General features: G+C 48.0%; 24 protein-coding genes. 11 read left to right on the top strand and 13 right to left on the bottom strand.

The genetic code is table 11. From position 1 onward, the window contains the following. Positions 1–32 precede the first annotated feature (32 nt). Genes LLH06_RS09805 through LLH06_RS09795 form a run of 3 tightly spaced genes read right to left on the bottom strand, consistent with a single transcriptional unit; the run spans position 33 to position 3,145 of the window. A complete protein-coding gene (locus tag LLH06_RS09805) occupies positions 33–458 on the bottom strand; it encodes a PHD finger domain-containing protein (protein ID WP_228173188.1) in 426 nt (141 codons plus the stop codon). Between the two features lie 40 nt (positions 459–498). After that, entirely contained in the window at positions 499–918 is a 420-nt protein-coding gene (locus tag LLH06_RS09800; RefSeq protein ID WP_228173187.1) for a response regulator, read from the bottom strand. Continuing rightward, positions 905–3,145 (bottom strand): ATP-binding protein, encoded by a 2,241-nt coding sequence (locus LLH06_RS09795; RefSeq protein WP_228173186.1) that lies wholly within the window; start codon positions 3,143–3,145, stop codon positions 905–907. The genes LLH06_RS09800 and LLH06_RS09795 overlap by 14 nt, the downstream gene beginning before the upstream one ends. Positions 3,146–3,425: 280 nt before the next feature. On the opposite strand from LLH06_RS09795, the gene LLH06_RS09790 reads away from it, so the two are divergent. Next, positions 3,426–5,303: a PAS domain-containing sensor histidine kinase gene (locus LLH06_RS09790; protein WP_228173185.1), complete on the top strand. Its 1,878-nt coding sequence runs from the start codon at positions 3,426–3,428 to the stop codon at positions 5,301–5,303. A 100-nt stretch (positions 5,304–5,403) separates the two neighbouring features. Then, on the top strand, positions 5,404–5,757 hold the full coding sequence (locus tag LLH06_RS09785) for a YtxH domain-containing protein (RefSeq protein ID WP_228173184.1): 354 nt from the start codon (positions 5,404–5,406) through the stop codon (positions 5,755–5,757). 73 nt (positions 5,758–5,830) lie between these two features. Here LLH06_RS09785 and LLH06_RS09780 read toward each other — a convergent pair whose 3' ends face one another. After that, positions 5,831–6,340 carry a DUF892 family protein gene (locus LLH06_RS09780; RefSeq protein ID WP_228173183.1) on the bottom strand — a complete coding sequence of 170 codons (510 nt, stop codon included), beginning with the start codon at positions 6,338–6,340 and terminating at the stop codon, positions 5,831–5,833. Positions 6,341–6,542: 202 nt separating this feature from the next. Next, positions 6,543–8,018: an RNA polymerase factor sigma-54 gene (gene rpoN / locus LLH06_RS09775; protein ID WP_228173182.1), complete on the bottom strand. Its 1,476-nt coding sequence runs from the start codon at positions 8,016–8,018 to the stop codon at positions 6,543–6,545. Between the two features lie 166 nt (positions 8,019–8,184). On the opposite strand from rpoN, the gene mscL reads away from it, so the two are divergent. After that, on the top strand, positions 8,185–8,571 hold the full coding sequence (gene mscL / locus LLH06_RS09770) for a large-conductance mechanosensitive channel protein MscL (RefSeq protein ID WP_228173181.1): 387 nt from the start codon (positions 8,185–8,187) through the stop codon (positions 8,569–8,571). Between the two features lie 2 nt (positions 8,572–8,573). Here mscL and LLH06_RS09765 read toward each other — a convergent pair whose 3' ends face one another. Beyond that, positions 8,574–9,437, bottom strand: a complete 864-nt coding sequence (locus tag LLH06_RS09765) for a ChaN family lipoprotein (RefSeq protein ID WP_228173180.1) — start codon at positions 9,435–9,437, stop codon at positions 8,574–8,576. A 136-nt stretch (positions 9,438–9,573) separates the two neighbouring features. Here LLH06_RS09765 and rpmH point away from each other — a divergent pair, with 136 nt between their 5' ends. The 4 genes from rpmH (at position 9,574) to tsaB (ending at position 11,109) form a co-directional block, all read left to right on the top strand. After that, positions 9,574–9,732 carry a 50S ribosomal protein L34 gene (rpmH, locus tag LLH06_RS09760; RefSeq protein ID WP_157542256.1) on the top strand — a complete coding sequence of 53 codons (159 nt, stop codon included), beginning with the start codon at positions 9,574–9,576 and terminating at the stop codon, positions 9,730–9,732. Positions 9,733–9,804: 72 nt separating this feature from the next. Further along, the gene (locus LLH06_RS09755) at positions 9,805–10,209 is read left to right on the top strand and encodes a ribonuclease P protein component (protein ID WP_228173179.1); all 405 of its coding nucleotides are present in this window, start codon (positions 9,805–9,807) and stop codon (positions 10,207–10,209) included. Next, positions 10,190–10,423, top strand: a complete 234-nt coding sequence (gene yidD, locus LLH06_RS09750) for a membrane protein insertion efficiency factor YidD (RefSeq protein ID WP_228173178.1) — start codon at positions 10,190–10,192, stop codon at positions 10,421–10,423. The genes LLH06_RS09755 and yidD overlap by 20 nt, the downstream gene beginning before the upstream one ends. A 5-nt stretch (positions 10,424–10,428) precedes the next feature. Continuing rightward, positions 10,429–11,109, top strand: a complete 681-nt coding sequence (tsaB, locus tag LLH06_RS09745; RefSeq protein WP_228173177.1) for a tRNA (adenosine(37)-N6)-threonylcarbamoyltransferase complex dimerization subunit type 1 TsaB — start codon at positions 10,429–10,431, stop codon at positions 11,107–11,109. A 12-nt stretch (positions 11,110–11,121) separates the two neighbouring features. Here tsaB and LLH06_RS09740 read toward each other — a convergent pair whose 3' ends face one another. Both LLH06_RS09740 and LLH06_RS09735 read right to left on the bottom strand, forming a co-directional pair. After that, positions 11,122–12,543: a DUF5723 family protein gene (locus tag LLH06_RS09740; protein WP_228173176.1), complete on the bottom strand. Its 1,422-nt coding sequence runs from the start codon at positions 12,541–12,543 to the stop codon at positions 11,122–11,124. A gap of 95 nt (positions 12,544–12,638) precedes the next feature. After that, complete coding sequence (locus LLH06_RS09735) at positions 12,639–14,198, bottom strand: hypothetical protein (RefSeq protein ID WP_228173175.1); 1,560 nt, start codon at positions 14,196–14,198, stop codon at positions 12,639–12,641. Between the two features lie 90 nt (positions 14,199–14,288). On the opposite strand from LLH06_RS09735, the gene LLH06_RS09730 reads away from it, so the two are divergent. The 3 genes from LLH06_RS09730 to LLH06_RS09720 all read left to right on the top strand — a co-directional run bounded on the left by LLH06_RS09730 (position 14,289) and on the right by LLH06_RS09720 (position 17,940). After that, entirely contained in the window at positions 14,289–14,675 is a 387-nt protein-coding gene (locus LLH06_RS09730; RefSeq protein ID WP_228173174.1) for a DUF423 domain-containing protein, read from the top strand. 1 nt (position 14,676) lies between these two features. Further along, positions 14,677–17,163, top strand: coding sequence for a replication restart helicase PriA (priA, locus tag LLH06_RS09725; RefSeq protein ID WP_228173173.1), 2,487 nt, complete (start codon positions 14,677–14,679; stop codon positions 17,161–17,163). Between the two features lie 120 nt (positions 17,164–17,283). After that, positions 17,284–17,940 carry a protein-L-isoaspartate(D-aspartate) O-methyltransferase gene (locus LLH06_RS09720; protein ID WP_228173172.1) on the top strand — a complete coding sequence of 219 codons (657 nt, stop codon included), beginning with the start codon at positions 17,284–17,286 and terminating at the stop codon, positions 17,938–17,940. 50 nt (positions 17,941–17,990) lie between these two features. Here LLH06_RS09720 and LLH06_RS09715 read toward each other — a convergent pair whose 3' ends face one another. The 4 genes from LLH06_RS09715 to LLH06_RS09700 all read right to left on the bottom strand — a co-directional run bounded on the left by LLH06_RS09715 (position 17,991) and on the right by LLH06_RS09700 (position 21,855). Then, positions 17,991–18,470 (bottom strand): hypothetical protein, encoded by a 480-nt coding sequence (locus tag LLH06_RS09715; RefSeq protein WP_228173171.1) that lies wholly within the window; start codon positions 18,468–18,470, stop codon positions 17,991–17,993. 380 nt (positions 18,471–18,850) lie between these two features. Continuing rightward, positions 18,851–19,300, bottom strand: coding sequence for an SsrA-binding protein SmpB (gene smpB / locus LLH06_RS09710; RefSeq protein ID WP_228173170.1), 450 nt, complete (start codon positions 19,298–19,300; stop codon positions 18,851–18,853). Between the two features lie 24 nt (positions 19,301–19,324). Beyond that, positions 19,325–21,208 carry an Nramp family divalent metal transporter gene (locus LLH06_RS09705; RefSeq protein WP_228173169.1) on the bottom strand — a complete coding sequence of 628 codons (1,884 nt, stop codon included), beginning with the start codon at positions 21,206–21,208 and terminating at the stop codon, positions 19,325–19,327. Next, complete coding sequence (locus tag LLH06_RS09700) at positions 21,205–21,855, bottom strand: metal-dependent transcriptional regulator (protein ID WP_228173168.1); 651 nt, start codon at positions 21,853–21,855, stop codon at positions 21,205–21,207. Before LLH06_RS09700 ends, LLH06_RS09705 begins: the two co-directional genes overlap by 4 nt. Before the next feature lie 121 nt (positions 21,856–21,976). On the opposite strand from LLH06_RS09700, the gene LLH06_RS09695 reads away from it, so the two are divergent. Further along, complete coding sequence (locus LLH06_RS09695) at positions 21,977–22,447, top strand: Lrp/AsnC family transcriptional regulator (RefSeq protein ID WP_228173167.1); 471 nt, start codon at positions 21,977–21,979, stop codon at positions 22,445–22,447. 10 nt (positions 22,448–22,457) lie between these two features. Here LLH06_RS09695 and LLH06_RS09690 read toward each other — a convergent pair whose 3' ends face one another. Beyond that, positions 22,458–23,114 (bottom strand): phosphatase PAP2 family protein, encoded by a 657-nt coding sequence (locus tag LLH06_RS09690; protein ID WP_228173166.1) that lies wholly within the window; start codon positions 23,112–23,114, stop codon positions 22,458–22,460. Between the last annotated feature and the right edge of the window lie 26 nt (positions 23,115–23,140).

The raw sequence follows: 23,140 nt of genomic DNA, 5'->3' as shown, positions 1-23,140 counted from the left end.
AAGCAAATATAGCGGCCGATAAGGTCTACCGCTTACATTCCGTCGATATCCACCTGGTCTGGCCCTTCCAGCTTGGAGACGTGGCAGGCACATTTTCCACCTGATATTTTGTAGTTGGCCTTGATGATCTTGTCATCATTGAGAGTGATCTGCAACTGAAGATCAGTGCCTTTGTCTGCCAGTTTGCGCAGTTGGCTGTCGTCGGCGATCACTAAAACAGTAGTATTCTCCTGTGTGTTAGGGAGCTCAGATCTGTTGTTGACCTCCTTACCGGTGGCCACATCAATGATCTTATACGACTTGAACTTGATCTCGGTGCCCGAGGTGCTGATCAGCTGTGCGGTGATCAATTTAAACTCCATGGTACATGGGCTTACCTGGCAATCGGCAGCAGGTTGTTTGCGTGCGCTACAAGCGCTGCATAATAAAGCTACGAAAAGGATAAGCTTATTTTTCATGAACCAACAACCTCCGAAATAATGAAGTTGTTTGCAAACATCAGATAAGTGGAGCTGTGGTCTTAAGCCAAAAATCATGCATCGAGCTGAGGCATTTGACCAGGTTATTGTAGCCCATCGGCTTGGTCACATAAGCATTTGCACCAAACTCGAGTGAGGTGCGTACATCCTTAGGATTATCAGAAGTGGAGAACATTACCGCCGGCACATAGCGCAGGGCAGGGGTCTCTTTGATCTTGCGCAAAAGGTCGAGGCCTGAAAGGCCCGGTAAATTAAGGTCAATGATGATCAGGCGTGGTTTTACCCGGTTCTCGATCAGTTTTTCCAAGGTGGTCAAAGCCAGGGCTCCGTCCTCTATGGTATGTATGGTGGTATTACCATCGATCTGCCCCATGGCCCGCTCAACAACGTCGATAAAGTCTTCGTTGTCCTCAACATATAATATATCAGGAGCGCCCATTGTCGGTTTTTCTAAAAGCTATATAAAATATCGTGCCAACACCTAATTCACTCTCCACCCATATGCGGGCGTTGTGCTTTTCAATTATCCTTTTCACAATGGCTAAGCCAACACCAGTGCCTTCGTAGTCGCGCACGTTGTCCATACGTTTGAACAGGTCAAATATACGGTTAAAATAATTTACATCTATACCAACGCCATTATCTTTAATGATGTAAATGACCTCGTTATTGTACTCACGGCCTTCTACCGAAACGGTAGGAGGATTTGAACGGGCCGAGTATTTTATAGCATTATTGAGTAAATTCAGGAAAACCTGCGTGATCATGGTCCTGTCGCCATTAATGGTCGGAGTGTCCCCAATTTTGAACTCCAGATCAGGCAATTTGAATGCGATGGAAAGGTCGCCTTTAAGCTCGTTAAGCAATTGCTTCATGTCGATGTCCATGCTATGAAGCTCGGCACGGCCCACACGAGAGTAATTCAATACTTCCTTGATCAGGAAGTTGAGCTTGTCGGCACCACCAATGATCTTATTTAAAATGCGTCGTGCATCATCATCCAAACTGGTATTCGATTCCAGCAACAGTTCCGAATAATTTTTGATGGTCGATAGCGGTGTGCGCAGATCGTGCGACACCGTAAAACTGAAGGTATCCAATTCCTCGTAAGCCTGTTTAAGCTTTTCGTTCAGCGTACGGATCTCGTTGGCCTGGCGGTTAATGGCAAATACCACGTCCTCGCGCAGCTTGAGGGCCGAAGTGATCTCTTCACGGGTCCAGCGCTCTGAAGTGTGTTTGACCGTTTGCGACCATACGTCGAAAGACCGGCGGGGCGAAAGCGACAAGCTGCCATTGGCATTTAACTCGGCCGGCTTATTAGGGTCACCCGCCCAATTGATGGTGGTGATCTGCTCCGGCTTGAACCATACGATCATTTCGCCCATCTCTTTAGACAGGCTGATGGCCAACAAACCGCTAGCTACGGCACTGTAAGCGCGAGCCGGTTGATACACCTCAGGCAATTGATGCGTGTGGTATAACTTGTCGGCCATGTTTTGCTTTAACCAATCGGCTAAAGCTTTAAGCTCATCATCGCCGGGCGTACTGCCCAATTTAAGTAACTGGTCCTCGTAAAATACGACAACACCGGTGGCATCCGTAACGTTCTGTACGGTGATGACACCTTTGGTGATGGCATCGGCAATATTGCCACCCTTGTTCAAGGTGCTGGCCAATACTTCTAAAGCCGTTTTGTATTCGTTGCTCTTTGCAGTGTTCTCCTCGTCTTGCTTATATTCAAGCGCCGATGAAATGATCTGACCGATCAGCTTGGATGCCTCGCGCGCCTTGAAATTGATAAAGCGTGGCGAATAGCTATGACAAGCGATCAAACCCCACAGCTGGTCACGGTATAATAAGGAGATACTGAAGCTCGAGGCAACACCCATATTCTTCAAATATTGAATGTGTATGGGGGATACCGCACGCAGTGCCGAGTGGGTCAGGTCGAGTGGTTTAGCCTCTCCGTCATCAGCTAAGGTGATGATACGGGAATCTTCCTTGTTCACATCAGTGATGATGCGGGTCAGGTTGATCTTGTAAAGCTCGCGAGCCTGCTGCGGAATGTCGGTAGCTGGGTAGTGCAAGCCTAAAAAAGGTTCAAGGTGGTCTTCCTTTACCTCGGCGATCACTTCACCATGCCCGTCATCCAGGAACTTGTAGATCATGATACGGTCATAACCGATCAGCGTCTTGATCTGCTCGGCGGCATTCTCAAGCAAATGCTTAAGCTGGCGCCCCGTCAGCATCTCGGTAACCGAGCGGCCAATGGTCTTCTGTATATCGACTTCGGTGTCGGTGCTCACCGGCTCAAATTCAAGTAGAAAATTAGGGCCCGACTGCGATATGATCAGGTTGTAACCTTCCTCATGTATATCTACATGGTAGGGGTTTATGGTCTCAAAGCTTTTGGCGTGCTTACCCAACTGGATCATTTGGGTGATGAAGCCAATCTCCTCCACCTGGATCAAAGCTTCCAGTTCCGCTACGGGCTTACCTAACAGATCGCGAGCGGCTATCGGTAAGTATTCCGATAGATTCTCGCTCACATAATTGATCACGTAACTGCCATCAATGGCCACCAGAAATCCGTGCGACTGAACCTTACCTGGTATGTGGATGAGTTCGCGGTCGCAATTGGTAAGATCTACTTGTTGAATCGTCATTTACTTAAAAAGCCAGCAGGCAACTAATACCGGACAACGGATCTTTTTTCGATAACAAGATCCGTTCGCACCAAGGTAAAAACCCAAGAGTTCACAGCGGCGCACGTCCAAGTAGAGGGTAAAACTACAACTATTTGAAAATAATTTATTCGGCGGATAACCCTTTTTTAACACTTTTAGGAGTACACCCGCGTTAATGATGTCGTTTAGCGCAATTTACCTAAAAATATTATTTGTTAATATGTAATTAAAAAAGGAAATTAGTATATATAACTGACCTATGCTACCTGAAACTGAACATACCGATCTTTACGGTGGTTTCTACCAGGCCAACGCTGCGCTTATGCAGTTGTTCGGGCATACTGATGGCATAGCTGCCGTAGTAAGGGGAGCTAATGGCGTTTGCGTATGGATGAGCCCGCTATTCAGCCGCTTGTTCAAAGGGCACGACGCGCTTGAACTACCTATGCGCCAAGCATGGCCTCAATTAGGTGAGGGCACCTTTCGCAACATAGAGGCCGCCTACCACAGTGGCCGTACCACCCGCTTGTACGAGCTACCGGTTCATGATCCCGATCATAAGGACCGGTCATCGCGAAGCACCAAGTTTTACGACCTGTATTTTTCGCCGTTGCTTGACCGTGATGGTGCCATAACGGGTGTTACCATATCTGGCTTTGATGTGACCGACCGTGTATTGATCCGTAGCCACACCATCGAACAGCAACTCCTATTTAAAGATATTACCGATGCCGCCGGTACCGCCCTGTGGACCGTGGATCAACGAGGCAACATGACCTTTGTGAATCACACCTGGGTGCAATGGACAGGCCATCCTTACGAAGATCATATGGGCCGCGGGTGGATCGAATACGTGATGCCAGAGGACCGAGACCGCGTGATCAGCACCTTTATTAGGGAGCTGACCGTCAAGAACACCTTTCAGCTCGACTTTAGGGTGGTACGGGCCGATGGCGGTGTGCAGTGGGTGGCCGCTACGGGTAAGCCACGCTACCTATCATCGGGGGAATTTGCCGGTTACGTAGGTTCGTGTATGGATATCACCGAGCGTAAAAGCTACGAGCGGTCATTACAGGAAAGCGAGCGGCGTTTCAGGGATATAGCCGATTCGGCCCCGGTGCTGATCTGGATGACCGGCGCTAATAAACGTATCACCTTCCTGAATAAGAACTGGACAAGCTTTGCCAGCGTTCCGCATTTGCTTGCAGATAATGGTTACCTGCAAAGTGACCTGATGCACCCGTTGGACCATGACATGGTACTGAATACCTACGAGGAGGCGTTCGAGAACCGGCAGGAGTTCTATATGGAGTACCGGATGCGGCACTCAGACGGTGATTACCGCTGGATAGGCATGAAAGGCATACCGCGTTTTACCGACGACAATGTTTTTGAAGGCTATATAGGTTCGGGGATGGATATTACTGAAATGAAGGAGCATGAGCAGGTCAAGAACGATTTTATAGGAATGGCCAGCCATGAGCTGAAAACGCCGATCACATCGATCAAGGCGTACGTTCAACTATTGCTCACCATTTACGCCAAGCGCGAGCATGATGAGTTCCTGATGCGCTCACTTTCTACCGTGAACAAGCAGATCAACAAGCTCACCCGCCTGATCACTGATCTGCTCGATGTATCAAAAATGGAAAGTGGCCGCTTGAGCCTGAATAGCGAGGTGTTCACATTGCACGACCTGATCAAGGAGACCGTAGATGAGGTTCAGCATACCTCGTCACAGCACGATATCATTTATAGCGGCTTACCGCCTACGATCAGTATTTACGCCGATCGTGACCGCATAGCCCAGGTGGTGACCAACTTTTTGACCAACGCGATCAAGTACTCGCCCGAGAGCGATAGGGTAGATGTGGATGTGGAGATCAGCGAAAGGGAGGTGACCGTTATCGTTCGTGATTACGGGATCGGCATCGATACCACCGAACAAGCTAAGATATTCGACCGCTTTTACCGGGTTGAGGGACGCAACGAACAGACCTTCTCCGGGTTTGGCATTGGCTTGTACGTAGTGGCCGAGATCGTGAAACGCCATAACGGCCGCGTTTGGGTATTGAGCGAAAAGAACAAAGGAGCTGCCTTCCATTTTACCTTACCGATCAGTACCGACCAAGCCTGATCTGCGTAACCAGTTGACCTTTAAAACTTTTTAATGTTTTTCAAACACAAACGTTGCTCTAACGTTATGGAATGTATAATCATCTACAAATTGAACGAGCATGAAAGATCAAACTAAAGTTATCGCAGCACTTTTAGTGGGCGCTGCCGCCGGTGCAGCGATCGGCTTATTACTGGCTCCGGAAAGTGGTTCGGAACTGAGAGAAGATATTGCCGATTACGTAAATGACCTTGTTGACAGAGCTAAAGATAAAGCACAGTCGACAGCTTCTAACGTAAAAGAATATGGTAATTCGGTAGCCGAAAAAGCCAAATCAAAATGGAATGATGCCGTTGGCGCAGCCGCTGATTACAAAGATCAGGCTGAATCATATGCCACTGATAAATATGAAGAAGGTAAAGATCGCTTTAAAGATCAGGCCGATGACGTGAACAACGCTATCCAGCATTCATAAGCAACTGATCAGCTTCGTAAAATAATAAAGCCCTGGCCAATTCGGTCGGGGCTTTATTATTTTCAGGGACCGTTTAGGAACGGCCTACATATTCATCAGTGATCATTTGGAAAAGGTGATCATCTTCTTTTGATTCATCGTAGCATTCCTGCAATAGTTGTTGTACCTCGGTATGATCCAAACGTTTTGCCAGCATTTTGAGCATGCGGTACGAGGTGATGTTCACGTGTTCGAGTAATTGCAGGTACAAAATAGTATCGATGTCATTCAACATGCAATCTTCGGTATGGTAATCCTGAGGATCAAAGGCATCCTCGAACACGGCGATGATCGGCACGCAGTTCTCTTTGTCGGGCTCCGCTTTAATAAGCTCATAGATCTTTTCTATACGTTCGATCTGTCGGCCTACATCTTCCCAAACCTCCTTTATGCCTTGCTGTAGTCTTTTAAAGGATGAGCGATCGATAAGCTTGGGCAGGTTGGAGTACAGATACCGTTTACCGTAATACACCCTGTTCAGGTGATGTACGAAGTGTTTCTTTAAAATAGCCGGATCGTCAGATAATAGTTGTTTGGATTCCATGTATCGGTAATGTGTAATGTGTGTGCAAATACAGTAGTGGTGATGAGCATATAACTTCAACCGCGCGGTTTAGTTTTTATACCTCACACATACACGTGTTTATACGCTAACGTGGTCACAACAAAGGCACCTCCATTTAGCGAACTGCATGCGCAGTATGCAAAAGAAAAAAATTGAACTAAGAACCGATATGCAGCTATCGTTAAAGCTCTTTACGCAAACGTGCCACCGGAATGTTCATTTGCTCACGGTATTTGGCTACGGTACGGCGGGCTATGTTGTAACCACGCTCTTTCAGGATGTCCGTAAGCTTTTCGTCAGCCAGTGGGTGACGCTTGTCCTCGCCGCCTATGCATTCTTCCAGTATCTTCTTTACTTCCTTGTTAGACACTTCTTCGCCGCTCTCGGTCTGGATGGCCTCGCTAAAGAATGATTTGAGCAGGAACGTACCGAACTCAGTTTGCACGTACTTAGAGTTGGCCACGCGCGATACGGTAGAGATATCCATATTGATGCGATCGGCGATGTCCTTCAAGATCATTGGGCGAAGGTTCTTTTCGTCACCCGTTAAGAAGAACTCATACTGATACTGCATGATCGCGTTCATGGTCTTGAGCAGGGTTTGCTGGCGCTGCTTGATCGCATCGATGAACCACTTGGCTGAGTCCAATTTTTGTTTTACGAACTGGACCGCCTCTTTCATCTTTTTGTCGCGTTGAGAGGCCTTGTCATAATGCTCGAACATTTCCTGGTAGGAGCGGCTTACGCGCAGTTCGGGCGCATTCTTGGCATTGAGGGTCAGTATAAGGGTGCCGTCGTTATTGGTGATATGGAAGTCTGGAATTACCTGCTGTTGCTTGGTATTCACCTCGTTCGAATCCCCCGGTTTGGGGTTCAATTTTAAGATCTCGTTCACTACTCCGCGTAGCTCTATTGAATTCATGCTCAGTGCACGCTCCAATTTGTCGTAATGCTTACGGGTAAACTCTTCCAGATAATTTTCGACCACCAGTATCGCTTTCTTGATGATCGGGTCGGTAGCATCCTTACGGCGCAGTTGGATCAGCAAACATTCCTGCAAGCTACGCGCACCAACGCCCGGAGGATCAAAGGTTTGAATCAGCTTCAGCATTTCCTCAACTTCTTCATCCTCCGCAAAAACATTTTGCGAAAAAGCAAGGTCGTCCGTCAATGACATGATCGGGCGGCGCAGGTAACCATCGTCATCCAAACTGCCAATGATCTGCTGACCGATGCGAAAATCTTTATCACTTAAAGGCACCAGGTCAAGCTGAGCCTGCAAATTTTCGAAGAACGAACTCTGGATAGCGATCGGCATTTCCTTGCGGTCCTCTTCATCGTCGCCGTTCTGGTCGTAACGTGAGCCGTAATCGTTCAGGTTGTCATCCTGCAGGTAATCATCGATGTTGAACTCGTCAAAGTCGTTGCTTTCTTCATGGTCTGATGAATAATCGTCATCAGGGTCGCGGTCCGGGTATTGCTCCTCGGGTTCGCTCATGTTGGTCAAACTTAGGTCTTCCAGCGCGGGGTTCTCTTCCAGTTCTTCTTTGATCCGGGTATCTAATGATACGGTAGGCACCTGCAACAGTTTAATGAACTGTATTTGCTGAGGCGATAACTTTTGTAAGAGTTTTTGCTGAAGATTCTGTTTTAACATAGGAAATGGTCCGCCAAAAATACACGAAAGGCGCTATTAAACAAAAAGTAAGATCTGTATAGTTTAAGGTTAATGCGATACGGCATTTTTTGTTTCAATGAACAACAAACATTTTTATTGTGCCATGTTTAATATTAAATTAGCTCGATACTCAATCTTTTAGCTTATGTCATTTATTAAAGAATTTAAAGAATTTGCCGTAAAAGGCAACGTACTTGACCTTGCCGTTGCAGTTGTGATAGGTGGAGCATTTGGTAAGATCGTTAGCTCGCTGGTCGATGATATTATCACCCCGGCTATACTTACCCCGGCCCTAAAGGCAGCCAACTTGACCAACCTAAGTCAATTGGTGATACCCGGCACTGCGATCAAGTATGGCAATTTCGTGTCACAGGTGATCTCGTTCATTATTGTGGCCTTTGCTCTGTTCTTATTCATCAAAGCTATCAATCAATTCAAGAAGAAAGAAGCTGTAGCGCCGACCGTAGTACCACCACCCACGAAAGAAGAGGTATTACTGACCGAGATTCGCGACCTGTTAGCCAGAAAGTAAGATCAGAAACTTCGGGGCAGTTGGGCGTCGGTCAAGATAATGATGTCGTTGTCCTTACTGTACTTGCTCCAGCCAACCTGTTTTAGGTCGCTGACCGCGTAGGTGGCTATATTGATCATACGTGCAGCGGGCGCGTACTTTTTTAGTTGTGCCGCTGCACCTAATTTGTCTTCACTGTGGAAACTGCCGTTCACCTGCATGATCTTACTGCCTGCATGAGCCTTCAAGTATTTGGCAATGCTATAGGCCATGGTGGCATCCCACAGGTTTTGCGATTGGTAGATCTGCATGCCACCCATTGCACCGTGCCCGCCCATGATCTGCACGAACTTTTGATAGTATGCGCCGGTAGCTGTATCGATAGGTAGTGGCGCCAGCCATCCTTTGGCAGTAGCGTCCAGTTGCTGCAGACCGGCAAGTCCAAGTCGCGTAACACGGTTAGTATAACGACCGGGGGCATTGGCCGCGATCACTGGGATGTGCTTTTCCTTGGCCAGCTCTACCATAGGGCGATAGTCTTTATAATTGTTCCAGGCACGGGCATCATTCACCAGATTCTTTTCTCTTATCAATCCGGCAAGGTATTCGTTCAGCACAGGTTGGGTATCGGTCTCGAACATCTCTAACGACAAGATCGCTTTAGCAGGATAACGCTGCACCAACTTGCTGAAAAGCTCTAACTCCAGTTTATGTCCTACAGAGTCGTTGTGCTCCTCGCCATAGAAGAGCACGTCGGCCTTGTCCATCAAGGCCACTACCTCATCGGTGGTGATCTCTTTTTGCCTGGTAGTATCATATATCTTATAACTTTGCGCCGTCAGCAAAAGTGGAGAGCAAAGTATCATTACAAGCAGCAGGCGTTTCATAGATGCGGTTTTGATGGGTAATATACATTTTATACGATGGTATGAAAATAGTATTTGTGATATTTGAAAACTTAAATAAAAACGCTAAATTTGCACTCCGTTTTAAATAAGGAATAACGAATACAACATAACGATCATGAAAAGAACATTCCAGCCATCTCAGCGTAAAAGAAGGAACAAACACGGTTTCCGTGAGCGTATGGCAACTGCTAATGGCCGTAGGGTTTTAGCTGCAAGAAGAGCCAAAGGCAGAAAAAGATTGTCAGTATCTGACGAGCGTCGTCACAAAGCATAATACAGGTTGCTTGCTCCGCAATGACGGAGTTGGTGCCGTTATTTGATATTACCGGTATACCAGTTAAGCAATATGTACACTTTTAAAAAGGAAGAGAAGCTATGTAATAAAAGGCTCATTGATGAGCTTTTTCGTAGCGGTTCTTCCTTTTTGTGTTACCCATACCGTGTGATGTGGATGCCCGCGCCTCAACCGCTACCAGCACAGGTGCAAGTGGTGATCACGGCGGCCAAAAAGCGTTTCAAACGCGCGGTGGACCGCAACCTGATCAAGCGCCGTACCCGTGAGGCCTATCGACTGCATAAACAGGAACTGCTTTACACCCCTTTAGCCGCAAATGCTGGTCAGCTGATCCTATCAGTGGCTTACATAGGTAAAGAGATCAACGACATGGCCTTTATGGACAAAAAGATGATCAGGCTAATGGGGCAATTGTGTGAACAGGTAAACGCCAGCCATGCTAAAGCTGATCAATAAGGCCATTGGTGGGCTGTTCGTGCTGCTCATCCGGCTTTATCAAAAGCTGTTGTCGCCTTTGCTGGGTGCCCAATGCCGTTATACGCCCACCTGCTCCCAGTATGGGGTGGAGGCCATCAAAAAGTACGGCCCCTTCAAAGGAGGCTGGTTAACCTTAAAACGCATTGGCCGGTGCAACCCCTGGGGAGGCCATGGCCATGACCCCGTACCCTGATAGTTATGAGTTTACTACTTCAAATAGAGACCGCTACCACCGCATGCTCGGTGGCCTTGACACGCGACGGCCAGGTGATCGCCGTTCGTGAACTTAACGAGCGCAACATACACGCCGAGGTGATCACCGTTTTTATTGAAGAAGTTTTTAAGACAGCAGGCCTGACCTATGCCGACCTTGACGCCATAGCCGTAAGCAGCGGCCCCGGATCGTACACCGGATTGCGGATAGGTGTATCTACTGCCAAAGGATTGTGTTATGCATTAGACAAGCCCCTGATCGCTGTAGAGACCTTGCAAGCCATGGTCGATGGTATGATCGCTCACGCACCGGAACAAAATGTGTGGCTTTGCCCAATGATCGATGCGCGTAGGATGGAGGTCTATACGGCTTTATTCGACGCTCAGGGCGACCGAGTAGAACCCACTTCGGCGCAGATCATAGATGAGCACAGCTTTACCGAGGTACTCGAGCGTCACAAGATATTATTCTTTGGCGATGGCGCTGCCAAGTGTCGCGAAGTGTTGGGTAAACATCCAAATGCGCTGTTCGATACCGAGCTGATCAACTCGGCCACTTTCCTGACCAGACGGGCCCTGCAAAAATTAGAAGCTAAGGAATTCGAGGATGTGGCCTATTACGAGCCATTCTACTTGAAAGACTTTATCGCCGGTAAAAAAGCCTGACCAAGCACTTCATTATTGCGATACGTTGCGGTTCCACCACTTGCCCAGTGGGCCTTGCTCATGACCGTTAGGCCAGTAGCTTTCGCCTCTCCAGCGTTCGATCTTTTTGCCGAATTTGAACGAGAAGCCAAAGTAAACGTTCGCTCCTGAGAACGACATATCCTTGTTCACCGCGCTTACGTTCCCGCCATTAGCGCTCAATAGGTTCGCCGACCGGCTTACCTGCTCACTTCCCACAAATATCTCCACATTAGGTGTCTTGATCATGGCCTGTAAGCCCAGGTCAAAAAGCTTGTTCTCATGCAGTATCCCGTTCACGCCTATGCCCAATATCCCGAACTGTACATTGTTGGTCAGTGCTGCTGCGGTACCCTGTAAAAATACGTTCTTAGACACGATGGCGGTAGGCAGATAGCTGATGCCATCGCCCAACATGAATTTTTTCGCTACCGACAATTCTGCCCGGCCAACGATGGGTTTGTAGTCGGCCTTGGTGGTCGGTTTGGTTTCGATCAGGCCGGTAATGGCATCGTTCACTGCATCTTCACGCTGCGCGGTGTTTAGGTTGTACATGCGGCGGGTGGCGTTAAAGCTATAGTTGGTGAAGCCGCTTCCCCAACGAATAAAACCGATATCCTTCAAGTTACCTTGAACGATGATGCCTGCCGGAGCGATCACTGTGGCACCCAAGCTACCCGCAAGACCCGGACTTTTAAAGTTAGGCAGCAGATCGCGCTTGCCAAATTGTCCTAACACATAATTACTTTGGAAGAACCCCGCCAAGCTGAGGTCGGCCACGCCATTGACGCGATCGATCACGCTCAGCGCTGATCTTGTCACATATAATTTATTATATGCGATGCCTGACAGCAAACTCATCTTTGCACCAAAGCTAAAGTTGTGCGTCACCTTTTCTTTATAGGTCACACTGAACTGGTGGTACGACTCGTAAAAAGCGTTGCTATTGAAGATATTATTATAGTTATTGGCCGGAAAAGCACCCAAACCATTGTATATCGCAACACTTTCATCGGTAACATTGCCAGTGCCGGTGCCTTTGATCTGGTACGAAACGCCCACTTCCTGCTTACCGCTAAGGCTGGTGAACATTTTGAACATCCCGATGTAGGCATTCACATTAGCGAACATGATATTGGGCGAACGCATTCCTGCAGTGATGTTCGAATTGTCATAACTCCCCAGGAATAGCCTTGATTTGAGCGTGCGTTGAACGTTGCCTTGCAAGGTGACGTTACCGCCCAGGTTGGGAAGCAAACTAAAGGCGAACTGGCGGCTCGAATCAGGGATAAAAGCCGATGCCGACGGGTTTTCGAACGACTCGAAAAGGGTGCCGGTGTTATATTGTGAGAACCGCTGCGCAAATGCCGAGGCGCTTGCAACGACCATCAGAAGGGTTAAAAGCAGTTTGTTCATTAAGCGATAATGATATCGTTATCAAAGCATATAAGACGCCCCAAGATATGCTTTTATCGTTACCTAACGCTATTTTTTGTAAAAAAACGGTTACGCTATTTGGCCAACGTGCTATCGGGCTGGTTAAGCTGGATGCAAAAATTAGTGTAAAATTCTTTATCGGATGCGGCCAGTTGATAAGCACCTGCATAGTGATCGCTCAAGCCCGGACTGCGCTCATAGGCTTTATAAGCGTCGGGCTTTAACAGTCGTTTGAACACGTAGCCAGCGTTTTTAAAGTGGATGAAGTAATTGATATTGCTGCGCTGGGGCAACAGATCATTGAATGCGATAAAAGGCGCACGCTTGCTTAGGAACTCATTGTTAAAGTAATTCTCGCTGAAATTGCTCACCTCACGCTGGGTAGTACCTAATACCAGGTAATTATCGATAACGGTGAAGTATGGCCTGCGGAAAGGCACCAGGGCGTCACCGATCAGGAATAGCGGGATCTGATCGTACTTGAACTGGCCAATATTATCGGTGGTCATGTTGCTTACGTTGAACAGGAACGGGCGTAAGGATGCGCCGTTCTTCATTTTGATGATGGCCAGCTTTTCTTGAAAGCGGGTGGTGAGTACCGCGAACTCATTGTCGAGCAGTAGGTCAAATTCTTTGTCCAGTTGCACGCCGGTCTCTTGCTTGATACGGCCGAACAGCGCTTTCTTATCCTTATCAAAACCTACCCGGTGCTGCCACTGGTGCAGCGCTTTAATAAAATGTTCCACGTTATCAAAGCCGTAGCTGGTGCTATATGCGGTGGTGAGCGGGAAAAGGTCCTTCAAATGCATCTCTACAGGCTTCATGGTCTTGAACAGTTCGAGGTAGCTTCCGGGCGCACCCTTCAACGGTTGGGTGAACCCGCTGAACATGAAGGCATCACTTTTAAAATTAAGGCTTAGCGCCGATGTGGCCGGCAAGGTGCTCAAGCCCGACCATAGCTCCACGTTATCACGGCGGTAGAACTGTTTGACCAGTTCGCCGGCGTTTGTGTAATTGATGTAAAGGGTGGCCAGCGTAGTGGCATGTTGCTGATCAGGGAACACCTCAAATATCGGGTCCTTATCCTGCGGCTTGTAATTCAGCCCTTCTTCCAGCAACGGTTTCGAGAAACTGGCCATCCATATATTGTTTCCCTTTTCGGCCAGGTAAAGGTCCTTTTGCAAAGTGTCTACATGAAAGCTGAACCCTTTTTTACCGGCCACGTCCATTTGTTTGATCCCGATCACACCGATCTGTTTGGCTACCGGCGTTTTGGCCGCAACGGTGATCAGGTATTCTAAACTGTCGCCGGGTGAGGCATGCAGGGAGATGAATACATCCTGCTCATCATAGAACTGGCGGATCAGCTCGTTATTGAGCAGTGCTTTACGTAAAGTATGTAGCTCACGCATCTTGGCCGCACCGGTAATGGTAGCGAACAATTGATTCTTGTCATACGCATCATAAAAACTTGCCTCGTTATTGAACTCAAAGATCAGCGCCGCGCTTGGGGGTATGGCATTGATCACCTTGGTGGTTTGCAGCCCAGGTGGGTTCAGGTTCTTAAAGTAAGTAACGGTCACCATCACGGTGGCGGCGATCAAAATGACGGTGATGATGATGAGTCGTTTCATATATAACAGGGTTTGGCAAATGTAGATCTTTGATGTGTGCCGATAAAGGAATACTTGCAATTGATTACTTTAGCGAACTATATATCTGTCATGAATAAAAAGATCGTTATTACCGCTGCATTGCTCGGTGCGCTTGCGGTGATCACCGGCGCTTTCGGTGCCCACGGCCTCAAGGCCAAACTGGAGCCTCAGCAACTGCAGGTTTGGGGTACGGCGGTGCAATATCATTTCTATCATGTGCTCGCCTTGTTGTTCCTGGCCACTTTTGGACGGGTAACTACCGGGCTAACCTATGCCAGTTACTGGTTGTTCACGCTGGGTATCTTATTCTTTTCGGGCTCTTTGTACCTGCTATCATGCAGTTCTATATTGGGTTGGAGCTGGTTGCGCGTACTGGGACCGATCACCCCGATAGGAGGTTTGTTGTTCATTGGCGGCTGGGTTACCCTGGCATTGGCCGCATGGAAACAAAAATAAGATGCTCGAATTTGCAGATACCCACCATCATGACCGCCTTACGTTATTTGTAGAGGTGATCTTGCCGTTGGCCATAGCGCGCAACTACACCTATCGCGTGCCATATGAGCTGAACGAGGCCGTTGCGCCCGGCAAAAGAGTGGTGGTGCAATTTGGCAAAAGCAAAATGTACACCGCGGTGATCGATCGGGTGACCACCGATGCACCTGAAAAGTACGAGGCCAAATACCTGCTCGATGTATTGGACGACAAGCCCGTGGTGACCACCCGCCAGTTAGAGTTTTGGAAATGGCTGGCCGACTATTACCTGTGCAACACCGGCGAGGTGATGGCCGCGGCTTTACCGGCCGCATTAAAACTGGCCAGCGAGACCAAGATCATGCTGAACCCCGATGGTAATATTGACCGGTCAGGACTGCATGATAAGGAATACCTGATCGTTGATGCGCTGGACATACAACCAGTGCTTTCGGTGAGCGACATCGTGAAACTGCTGGGCCAAAAGATCGTGATGCCGGTGCTGCGGTCCATGTTCGATAAAAATATCATCCACATCTCTGAAGAGGTAAGCGAGCGTTACAAGCCCCGTAAGCGTGCCTACATCAGGCTCAATTCACTATATGATGAGCCCGAGATGCGCCGCGAACTATTTGCCGACCTGGAACGCCGCGCACCCAAACAAGCTGATGCCATACTGGCCTACATGAAGCTGAGCCGCGAACGGCCAATGATCTCCAGGAACGAATTGATGGAAGCCAGCGGCGTGAGTGCCGCTACTATAAAAGCACTGGCCGATAAGGAAGTACTGATCATCGAGGAGCGCAATGTGAGCCGGCTTTACTTTGAGGAGTTCGACAATGTGGCTAACTTTCAATTAAGTGAATTACAGCAACATGCTTTACAGGAAGTAAAGCAGCAGTTCACTGAAAAGGAGGTGGTGTTGCTGCATGGCGTCACCTCATCGGGTAAGACAGAGATCTACATCCGCCTTATTGAAGAAGCCCTTTATTCAGGTAAACAAGTACTTTATCTGCTGCCCGAGATCGCTTTGACCACGCATGCCATCGAACGGCTGCGCAAGTATTTTGGGAACGATATAGGTGTTTACCATTCTCGCTTTAGTGATAATGAAAGGGTAGAGGTTTGGCAAAAGGTACTTAACCACGAATACAAAGTGGTTTTAGGAGCGCGGTCGGCCGTGTTCCTGCCTTTTGATGAGCTTGGACTGATCGTGGTGGATGAGGAGCATGAAAGCTCTTACAAACAATTTGATCCTGCGCCACGCTACAACGCACGCGATGCCGCCATCTATCTATCGGGCCGTTACGGTGCTAAGGTGCTATTAGGTTCGGCCACACCATCATTTGAATCTTACTTTAATGCCCGCACAGGTAAGTTCGGCTTAGTAGAGTTATTAGAGCGATTTGGCGGCGTGAGCATGCCTGATACCGAGGTGGTAAGTATCACCGAGGAGACGAAGCGCAAGACCATGACCTCGCACTTTACCAGCGTACTGATGAGAGACATAGAACAGGCACTTGAAAATAAAGAGCAGGTGATCCTGTTCCAAAACCGTAGAGGTTATGCACCGGTGCTCATCTGCCGGGTTTGTGCCTTTACGCCGGTTTGTATCAATTGCGATGTGAGTTTGACTTACCACAAAAGCAGCGGTAATCTGCATTGCCATTACTGTGGTTACAAGGAAGAGACCCTGACCATTTGCCCGGCTTGTGGTTCCACACATTTGGAATACAAGGGATTTGGTACTGAAAAGATAGAGGACGAACTACAGGTGCTGTTGCCTGATGCCCGCATTGCGCGTATGGACCTTGATACCACCCGAGCACGAAACTCATTCCAGAACCTGCTGAATGACCTGGAGGAGAAGCGTATCGACATACTGGTAGGTACACAGATGGTGGCCAAAGGGCTCGATTTTTCGGACGTAACGGTGATCGGTATCATCAATGCCGATAGCCTGCTCAAATACCCTGATTATCGTGCTAACGAACGCAGCTTCCAGATGCTGGCTCAGGTGAGCGGCAGGGCAGGCCGCAGGGGTAAACAAGGAAAGGTAGTGATCCAGACCTATAACCCGCACCACCGGGTAATCGATCAGGTGATCCGTAACGATTACAAGGAGTTATACCTGACCGAGATCGAGGAACGCAAGGGTTTTAAGTATCCGCCATTCTACCGCATGATTAATCTCGACATCAAGCATAAAGAACCGGAGAAGCTTTACCTGCAGGCCGAATACCTGGCCACTGAGTTGCGCAAACACTTTGGCGATCGCGTGATCGGTCCTGAAGTGCCGCTGATCAGCCGTATACGCAATTACTACATCCGGTCGATCATGCTTAAGTTCGAGAAGGACGGTATATCGATCGTAAAGGTGAAAGCGGTGATCAAAGACATTATCTTACAGTTCAATACCACCAAATTAAGCAAAGGCTGTATCATTCAGGCGGATGTTGACCCTTATTGATGTAAAAGTGGTGATCGTACGTTTACCCAGCTAAACACCAATGCTTTGCGCTTGGGTAAGCTTTAAAGCACACCTCCGTTGACTGAAATGTGCGCTTTTTGACTTATTTTTGCGTTGTAAATGGCTTATAAATACATTGATAATTATCGCGAAAAAGGTGCCCGCAAAAGGCTTGTAGAAGACCTGAAGAAAAAAGGCATCGAGGATAAGAAAGTATTGCAAGCCATTGGCAAAGTACCCCGCCACTATTTTTTTGATGAGACCTTTTGGGCACAGGCTTACAAGGACATTGCCTTTCCCATAGGTGAGGGCCAAACCATTTCTCAGCCATATACGGTCGCGTACCAGTCAGAGTTGCTTCATATCCATAAAGGGCAAAAGGTGCTGGAGATCGGTACCGGTTCAGGTTATCAGACCTGCGTATTGATGGAGCTGGGCGCCGAGGTATTTACCATTGAGCGCCAGGAGAAGCTTTATGAGCGTACTATACAGGTGTTGCCCTACATGGGGTACCGTCCGCATTTCTTTTTAGGCGATGGCTCGAGAGGTATAGAGCAGCATGCACCTTACGATAAGATCATTGTTACGGCAGGTGCACCCACCGTGCCCGAAGTACTGCTTAGACAACTTAACATTGGCGGCCTGTTGGTGATACCAGTAGGCAACGAGAATGAGCAAAAGATGGTGACCATACTCAAAGTAGGCGACAACGACTACGAGCGTGTGGAACTCGATACATTCCGTTTCGTACCGCTGGTAGGAGATAAGGCCTGGTAGGTCGCACCAGTGCGTTTAAAGTTCGTGATGTTGCGCACAGCAGAACGGTACTACGAACCAATATGCCACGCTGTTAGCAGGTACATAAATTCAACAAATAGCTCATCGATCAACTTTTCATCTAACTCTTCCGGCTCTACTATCCGAAGCAGATCAGGGGTTGACTCACGGGTATGCTCTTCGATCTTGGGCATCATCACGAACACAGAGACGGTACCGTTGGTACTTTGTGTGAACGCAAGCGAGCCAGGATCCAATCCGTAAACCTGCGGAGGCAGTGTGTCCTTTTTGGTGATCCCAGAATCGACCCTGTTAAAGACAAGCGCTACCGCTCCAATGGTATTAGGTACCTCCAGTTCCTGGACCTGTGCATCGATATTGAATTGACCCTTGATAGTTCTAAGGCGGTCAAGGAGCAAGTGCTTACGTACTTCTATCCATTCCTTGCGGCGGATCTCCACCCGTTTGAGAGCGAACAAATATCCATTGTAAGCATCGGCTACTTGGTACATATATGAAGGTTCTGGCATTGCGGATGAGATGATGTTAATAAGGCCGAAATGTAGGTAAATATCCGGGCTCTCAAGCGTTCAAGGCTTATCATTTTTTGTGATTCCCAGCCGTTTCAGGTGTTACACCGATGTAACAAAATTCCCCAACTTTCCCCACTTTACATTGTTGCGGAATTCGTAAAAAACCAATTTTTTCCAGAAAAAACGACATTTTACCAAAATGTAACAGCGGATGTAACACTTTTTGAGCGAAATGTAACACCTGCAAGTGCGTGCTGCTTGCCGCGATCAGACCCGGGCAGGCTGATCACGACGCTTCATTGCGAAATTGATGATCGATCAATAAGCCGGTCGTCTCGTTCTATTTGTGAGGAATGTTCATATAAAAAAAGCGCTCATTAGCGCTTCATTACTCTGCTTAGTTCGATCTTGTTGTCACGCTCCTTCATGGTCTCCCGCTTGTCGAACAGCTTTTTACCTTGCGCCAAACCGATCTTCAGCTTGGCAAAACCACGCTCGCTGATGAACATGGCCAGCGGTATGATGGTGAAACCTTTTTCTTCGGTGCGGGTCTTTAACTTCTTCAGTTCCTTTTTGTTAAGCAACAGTACCCGGTCTCGTTTGCTCTCATGGTTATAGAACGACCCGTGTGAATATTCAGAGATGTGCAGGTTGCGTACATACAACTGTCCATCAATGAAGGTACAGAACGCATCGTTCAAATTGGCCTTTCCCTCACGTATGGATTTGATCTCAGTACCCAAAAGCTTGATACCGGCCGTATATTCGTCCAGTACATGGTATTCAAAATACGCCTTCTTATTCTTGATGTAGAGTTGCTCGTTCATGGTAAAGCCTGCAAATATGCAAAATTATTTCCGGGTGGGCTTAACCACCAGTACCGGCACAGTGATCAGGTGCCTTACCGTATCAACAGTAGTGCCATAAATCAGGTCTTTAAAGGTTTTATGCCCGTGTGATCCCAATACCAAAAAGTCGATGCTGTCCTGTTTGACCACGCCGGCAATGGCCTGAGCCCTGTGCCCGTAACCAATATGTACCACCGACCGGTAGCCCAATTGTTCCAACGCATTTACGTAAAGATTCATGTTATCGAGGTCGCTTTGCGTCTCGCGGTCCATTACCTGCTTGCCGTGATAGTTGGCCCCTGCGGTCTCTACCACGTGTATGAGTACGTAGTCGGCCTCTTTACCACCCTGCATGATCGCATGCTTGATGGCGCTCTGGTCGTTCCTGGAAAAGTCGATAGCCACACCGATCTTTTTAAAGGTGATGGCATCGATATCGCTCAACACCGAAGCCAACCCATGCGGTACCGAAACATGGTCGGTCGCAGGTTTGCTGATGAATGGTTTGACAAATACATACAACAGCAGCACGCCGATAGCGATAGCGATAGGGGTGATCACATAGCTGATCAGCGCATCAGATCCTTGATTCTCGGCTCCCCACTTGCTGATCTCTTCCACCACCAAACGGCCGTTCAAACCAACGATCAATGCAGCGAATATCCAGGCGAATACTTTTACCAACGTGCTATTGGCGAATACGCCCATGCTCTTTTTATCGGATGTGAAATGGATCAGCGGTATAACCGCAAAGCCTAACTGTAAGCTCAATACCACCTGGCTAAGCACCAGTAAACGGCCGAGGCCTGTCTCGCCGGCATACAGCAAAGTGCAAAAGGCCGGTACGATCGCCAGCATACGGGTGAGCAACCGCCTTAACCATGGCGCTATACGCAGATTGAGGTGGCCTTCCATAATGATCTGCCCTGCCAGGGTACCGGTGATGGTAGAACTTTGCCCGGCCGCGATCAGCGCTATGGCGAACAGTTTAGGCGCCATAGAACCGAAGATATTGTTCAACAATTTATGCGCATCCTCGATCTCGGCCACCTCGTGAAAACCATTTCTAAAAAAGGCACTCGCGGCCAGGATCAATATCGCCGCATTGACCAAAAAGGCCAGGTTGAGCGCGATGGTGGTATCCCAAAAATTAAATTTGATGGCATTACGTATGCCGCTCTCGCTGCGATCGATCTTACGAGTTTGGACCAGGGACGAGTGGAGGTACAGGTTGTGCGGCATCACTGTGGCTCCAATGATACCGATCGAGATGTATAACGCGCTATGGTCCAAACTTGTGGGAATGAATCCTTTGGCGAGCTCGGGCAGGTCGGGCTCCACGATGATCATCTCGATGAAGAACGATAGCCCTACGATGAAGATCAGTGATACGATGAAGCCTTCCAAGCGCCGCATACCTTTATTGAGCAGAAACAGCAGGAGCAGGGTATCCAGCATGGTGATAGAAACTCCCCATATCAATGGCAAGCCGAATAGCAGTTGAAGACCGATAGCCATGCCGATCACCTCGGCCAGGTCACAGGCAATAATGGATATCTGGGCCAGGATGTACAAGCAAAGGTTCACAAAGCGCGGATACGCGTTCTTGGATGCCTGGGCAATGTCTAAACCGCGCACTATGCCCAGCCTTGCACTTAAGGATTGCAAAAGCAGGGCGATCAAGTTCGACAGCAGCAATACCCATATCAGTTTATAACCGAACTGGCTGCCGGCCTGAAGATCGGTGGCCCAGTTGCCCGGATCCATATAACCCACGCTGATCAGATAAGCCGGACCAATAAAGGCAGCTATCTTGCGCCAGCCGGTCTTGCCCTGTGTGTCTACCGAACCATGTACGTCACCTAACGACTCGCTGTTCATGTTCATATCGCTATCAATATATGCTTAGCCACTTCGTGGCTGATGTTGATCTTTTGATCGTTCTCTTTAACTAATACCGATACATCATAATCGGTAGTATCGGTCACCGTGATCGTGTTGCCGATCATCAGGTTATTTTTTTCGAGGTATTGTAAAAAAGATGCCGTATGGTCAGCTACAGCGGTGATGACGCCGCTTTGGTCTACGGCCATACTGGTGGCCTGTTGTAACTGCTGAACGCTGATCTGACCATCGGCATCGGGTATAGGGTCGCCATGAGGGTCAAATTGTGGGCATCCCATAAAACTGTCCAGCCGGTTAATGAGTTCGGTGGACGAAATGTGCTCCAATTCTTCGGCCATGTCATGTACCTCATCCCACCTAAAATTTAGTTTCTTGACCAAAAAGTATTCCCATAGCCTGTGCTTGCGCACAATGGCCAAGGCGACCTGCCGGCCTTGCTCGGTTAGCGTTACGCCCTGATAACGTGCGTAGTTGATCAGCTTTTTATCGGCCAACTTTTTGAGCATATCGGTCACCGAGGCAGCCTTGGTGCCAATAGCTGCCGCAATATCATTTGTTGTGGCGTTGGATGTACGCATCAGCAAATGATAGATGGCCTTTAAATAGTTTTCCTCTGTAAATGAATGCATTTATGGGAGCCTAATTTATAATTTAGGCTAATCTAAACATTAAAATGTAAAGAATTAACTTTTGTTTTTCATTGTCGATAAAAAATTTTATTTTGCGAGATACCGCAACTGAACTTTTTATATGGCTGCTGAATTAGATAAGATCGATCTACAGATCTTAAAGATATTACAAGAGAACGGAAGGATAACCAACTTGCAGCTATCGAACGAGATAGGATTATCTCCTGCTCCAACGCTGGAACGTGTACGCAAATTAGAGAATGCCGAATACATCAAAAGCTACCACGCTTTGGTGGACGAAGAGAAGTTAGGCCTGGGTATCAAGACCTTTATACAAGTTTCACTCGACTTCCATAAAAGCAACACCATTGATATTTTTCTGAACGAGATCAAGAAAATCAAAGAGATCACCGAATGCCATCACGTGACCGGTCAATGCGATTTTTTGTTGAAGGTATACGTACGTGATATCAAGCTTTATGAGCAACTGATCATGGATAAGATCAGCCGTATACCGGTGGTTAAAACCTTCCAGACCATGATGATCATGTCGACCAGTAAGAAAGAACCTACAGTACCGCTGGAATATTAAATTTGGCGGCTCAGCGCCTGAGCAGTCCTTTGCTCACGCGCTGGGCATGCATAAATGGGCGGTTGTCCATCCACGTGACCCACATAAGGGTACTCATACTTCCCACGATCGATCCGGCCGTAACATCCTCAAAAAAGTGCTGGCTCAGGTACATGCGTGAGTATGCCACACTAATTGCCACCAGCAAATAAATAAAGCCCCAACGTTTATTGACCGCTAAGTACGATAGCACTACTGCTGCGGAGAAAGCCGTTACCGTATGCCCCGACGGAAAGCTATTGGTATGCATCATGGCTACACCTTTTACAAAGTGTATGTGGTCAAGCTGTTTCTCAAAGTAAACGATAGGCCTTGGCGCACGAAAAAGGTGTTTGAATATTTGCACCATGATACCGCTGAAGGCAAAGCTGGTGATGATGAGTATGGTCTTACGGTAACTGAACAGCAGCATGATCAGCGTTACGCTCACTACCATAAAGCCTTCGCCGAGGTCGGTCACGTAGGGGAATATGAGGTCACCGAGGTCAGAGTGGCGGGCGTTCACCGCAAAATAAATGGCCTCGCGGCTATGAGTGATCTTGATGATGATGCACGTGATCAGGATGATCAGGTACGGCAGCAAAAAAAATCGTATATGATGGAGTACATCGGTTATACGGGTGTTCATGGTACAAATTAAGCACATTATCCGTA

Source organism: Mucilaginibacter daejeonensis, from assembly GCF_020783335.1.
Taxonomy (GTDB): domain Bacteria; phylum Bacteroidota; class Bacteroidia; order Sphingobacteriales; family Sphingobacteriaceae; genus Mucilaginibacter; species Mucilaginibacter daejeonensis.
This window is presented reverse-complemented; position numbering and strand designations above follow the sequence as displayed.